The sequence below is a fragment of the Mycobacterium sp. TH-M25 genome, assembly GCF_057473665.1.
Map to the genome: position 1 here is coordinate 1 of NZ_JBYCLA010000155.1, position 3,647 is coordinate 3,647.

4 protein-coding genes are annotated in these 3,647 nt (G+C 61.4%); all 4 read left to right on the forward strand.

Annotated features, from left to right (window positions below; translation table 11 throughout):
- Nucleotides 1–1,000, forward strand: a 1,000-nt coding sequence (locus tag AC2VOU_RS05240) for an ABC transporter substrate-binding protein (RefSeq protein ID WP_486956406.1), incomplete at its 5' end; no start/stop codon positions are given.
- Nucleotides 997–1,938, forward strand: a complete 942-nt coding sequence (locus tag AC2VOU_RS05245) for a carbohydrate ABC transporter permease (RefSeq protein ID WP_486956407.1) — start codon at nucleotides 997–999, stop codon at nucleotides 1,936–1,938. The genes AC2VOU_RS05240 and AC2VOU_RS05245, both read left to right, overlap by 4 nt.
- Complete coding sequence (locus tag AC2VOU_RS05250) at nucleotides 1,929–2,771, forward strand: carbohydrate ABC transporter permease (RefSeq protein ID WP_486956408.1); 843 nt, start codon at nucleotides 1,929–1,931, stop codon at nucleotides 2,769–2,771. The genes AC2VOU_RS05245 and AC2VOU_RS05250 overlap by 10 nt, the downstream gene beginning before the upstream one ends.
- A 3-nt stretch (nucleotides 2,772–2,774) precedes the next feature.
- Nucleotides 2,775–3,647 (forward strand): ABC transporter ATP-binding protein (locus tag AC2VOU_RS05255; RefSeq protein WP_486956409.1); only part of this gene is annotated, 873 nt, incomplete at its 3' end.

Sequence of the window (3,647 nt, forward strand, 5' to 3'; positions counted from 1 at the left end):
CGTGCTGCTCGACCTCAACGACATGCTGGCCCGCGACACGACCTTCGCCGCCGAGCTCAGAGCGGACAGCGTCCCATCGATGTACGAGACGTTCTCCTATAACGGTGGGCAGTATGCGTTTCCAGAGCAGTGGTCGGGGACTTTTCTGTTCTACAACAAGAAGCTGTTCGCTGCCGCCGGGGTCCGCCCACCACCCGGACGATGGGACGAGCCGTGGAGTTTCGGTGAATTCCTCGAAGCGGCCGAGGCGCTGACCAAGCGCGATGACGCGGGCCGGGTCAGCCAGTGGGGATTTGTCGATACCTGGGCGCCGGACTATTCGGCCCTGTTGTTCGGGATGAACAACGGTGTCCCATGGTCAAATCCACGGATGAACCCGACGCACCTCAATTTCGACAACGACGCGTTCATCGAAGGCATTCAGTTCTATGCCGACCTGAATAACAAGTACCGAGTTGCACCTACCGCCTCGGAGTCGCAGTCGATGTCACAGACTGACCTGTTCACTTCGGGGCATGCGGCAATGGCGCTCGGCGGGCACTGGCGCTACCAGACGCTGGTGCAGGCCGAGCATCTGGATTTCGACATCGGGGTGCTGCCCACCGGACCGAAAGGGCAGGCAGCGCGCTCGGACATCGGTACTACCGGGCTGGCCATCGCTTCTAGTAGTCCCCGCAAGAAGCAGGCATGGGAATTCGTGAAGTTTGCCACCGGCCCGGTGGGGCAGGCGGTGATCGGTGCGACCGGCTTGTTCGTGCCAGCGCTGCGGTCGGCGGTACGATCACCGGCTTTTGCCCAGGCGCACAACAAGATCAGCAACATTGCCGTGCTGATCGACGGGCCGGAAAACGCCGAGGGCCTGCCCATCACGCCGGCATGGCCCAAGGTCGTCGCGTTGATGGACCGCAATCTCGGCCCGGTGCTGCGCGGTTCGCGGCCCGCCACGGCGCTGGCCACCGACTTGTCGCCCAAGATCGATGAGGTGCTCCGGCGGCCATGACACTGACCGACGCAACTCATACCGACCTGCCGCACGGACGGGGGCCGTCCAAGCGCCGCGCGCGCTACGGTCGCCTATTCGTCGCACCGAATCTGACCGCGGTCACGGTCTTCCTGCTGTTTCCACTCGGATTCTCGCTTTACATGAGCTTTCACCACTGGGACATGTTCGGCCCGGCAAAGTTTGTCGGTTTGGCGAACTACCGCAGTCTGTTCGCCGAAGACCCGCTGTTCGTCATCGCGTTGCGTAACACCGTGGCCTACACGGTGGGCACCGTCGTTCCCACGGTGCTCATCAGCCTCGCCGTGGCCGGTGTGCTCAACCGAAAAATCAAGGGCATCGGCGTATTCCGGACAATCATTTTCGTCCCGTTGGCGGTGTCGTCAGTGGTGATGGCCGTGGTGTGGCAATTCGTGTTCAACACCAACAACGGTCTGCTCAACATTGTCTTGGGCTGGTTCGGCATAGGCCCCATCCCGTGGCTGGTCGATCCGAAGTATGGCATGGTCTCGCTGTGCATCGTCAGTGTGTGGCGAAGCGTTCCTTTCGCGACGGTCATTTTGCTGGCTGCCATGCAAGGCGTCCCGGAAACCCTCTATGAGGCAGCACGGCTCGACGGTGCAGGAGAACTGCGTCAGTTCGTGTCGATCACCGTGCCGCTGATTCGCGGCGCGGTGTCATTCGTCGTCGTCATCTCGATCATCCACGCATTTCAGGCATTCGATCTGGTCTACGTCTTGACCGGACGCAATGGCGGGCCGGAAACGGCGACCTACGTCTTGGGCATCATGCTGTTTCAGCACGCTTTCGCCTTCCTGGAATTCGGGTACGCGTCAGCGCTGGCGTGGGTGATGTTTGCGATCCTGCTGGTGCTGACGGTTGTGCAATTGCGGTTGGGTCGGCGTCGGTCAGCGCAGGAGGAGGGATCATGGGCGTAGCAGGACAAGTGCTCAGGCCCAACGTATTTCGCGGCCTGGCGCTCTACGTCGCGCTGACCGTTATCGCGACGTGCGCGTTGTTCCCGATTCTGTGGGCGGTGTCGGGATCGTTGAAGCAGGCAGGTGAGGTGAGCCTGCCGACACTGTTTCCTGCACATCCGCAGTGGTCGAATTACCGCGAGGTATTCGCCGTCATGCCGTTCTGGCGAATGTTCCTCAACTCGGTCCTCTACGCCGCCTGCGTCAGCGCCGGACAGGTGTTCTTCTGTTCGCTGGCCGGATATGCGTTCGCGCGCATCCATTTTCGGGGCCGCAATGTCTTGTTCATCTTGTACCTGGGAACCCTGATGGTGCCGCTGACGGTCACGGTGATTCCACAGTTCATCCTGATGCGCGTGGCCGGTCTGACCGACACGCCGTGGGCCATGATCCTTCCCGGGTTGTTCGGCAGTGCATTCGGCACCTACCTCATGCGCCAATTCTTCCGCACGCTTCCCGACGAACTCGAAGAGGCTGCGATCCTCGACGGCTGCTCCCCGTGGCAAATTTACTGGCGGATACTGCTGCCGCTCGCGAAGCCCGGGGTGATGGTGTTGGCGGTGCTCACCTGGGTCAACGTCTGGAACGACTTTTTATGGCCGCTGCTGATGATTCAGCGAAACAGCATCGCGACCCTCACCCTTGGGCTAGTCCGGATGCAGGGTGAATACTCTGCCCGCTGGCCTGTGCTGATGGCCGCATCCGTGCTGATCTTGGTGCCGCTGTTGGTGGTGTACGCGGCAGCCCAGCGTGCTTTCATTCGCGGTATCGCAGTCACCGGGCTGGGCGGGTAGCGCATGGCGCTGGTGACATTCGACCAGGCGACGCGGATCTACTCCGGCGCGGATCGCCCGGCAGTCGACCGCCTGGATCTCAGCGTCGGCGACGGCGAATTCGTGGTGCTGGTAGGACCATCCGGATGTGGCAAGACGACGTCGCTGCGGATGATCGCCGGGCTGGAGGCCGTCGACTCGGGCCGCATCATCATCGGCAGCCGTGACGTGACCGACGACGATCCCAAGGACCGCGACGTAGCGATGGTCTTCCAAAACTACGCGTTGTATCCGCACATGACCGTGGCGCAGAACATGGGATTCGCACTCAAAATCGCGAAGCTTTCGAAAAGCGAGATTCGCGAACGGGTTTTGGACGCGGCTCGTTTACTCGACCTCGAGCCTTACCTGGATCGCAAGCCGAAGGATCTTTCCGGAGGCCAACGTCAACGGGTTGCCATGGGGCGCGCCATTGTTCGTCGACCGCAGGTGTTCTTAATGGACGAACCGCTGTCCAACCTGGACGCGAAACTTCGAGTGCAGACCCGCAACCAGATCGCCGGACTACAACACAGGTTGGGCACCACCACGATCTACGTCACCCACGACCAGGTCGAGGCGATGACGATGGGGGATCGCGTCGCGGTGCTGCGCGACGGAGTCCTGCAACAGTGCGCGACGCCTCGTGAGCTGTACCGCAATCCCGTCAACATGTTCGTGGCGGAGTTCATCGGCTCTCCGGCCATGAATCTCGTGACGGTGCGGGTCACGGATCACTGCGTCACCATGGGGGACTGGTCGATTCCGCTTCCGCGTGAAATCAGCTCTGCGATAAATGAACTCGTGATAGGTATCCGGCCTGAGCATTTGGACGTCGGGGCAAGCGGCATGGAGATG

What these genes read in the sequence shown, in the direction of transcription:
- AC2VOU_RS05245 (WP_486956407.1), top strand. Translation starts at nt 997, where the DNA reads ATGACACTGACCGACGCAACTCATACCGACCTGCCGCACGGACGGGGG.
- AC2VOU_RS05250 (WP_486956408.1), top strand. Translation starts at nt 1,929, where the DNA reads ATGGGCGTAGCAGGACAAGTGCTCAGGCCCAACGTATTTCGCGGCCTG.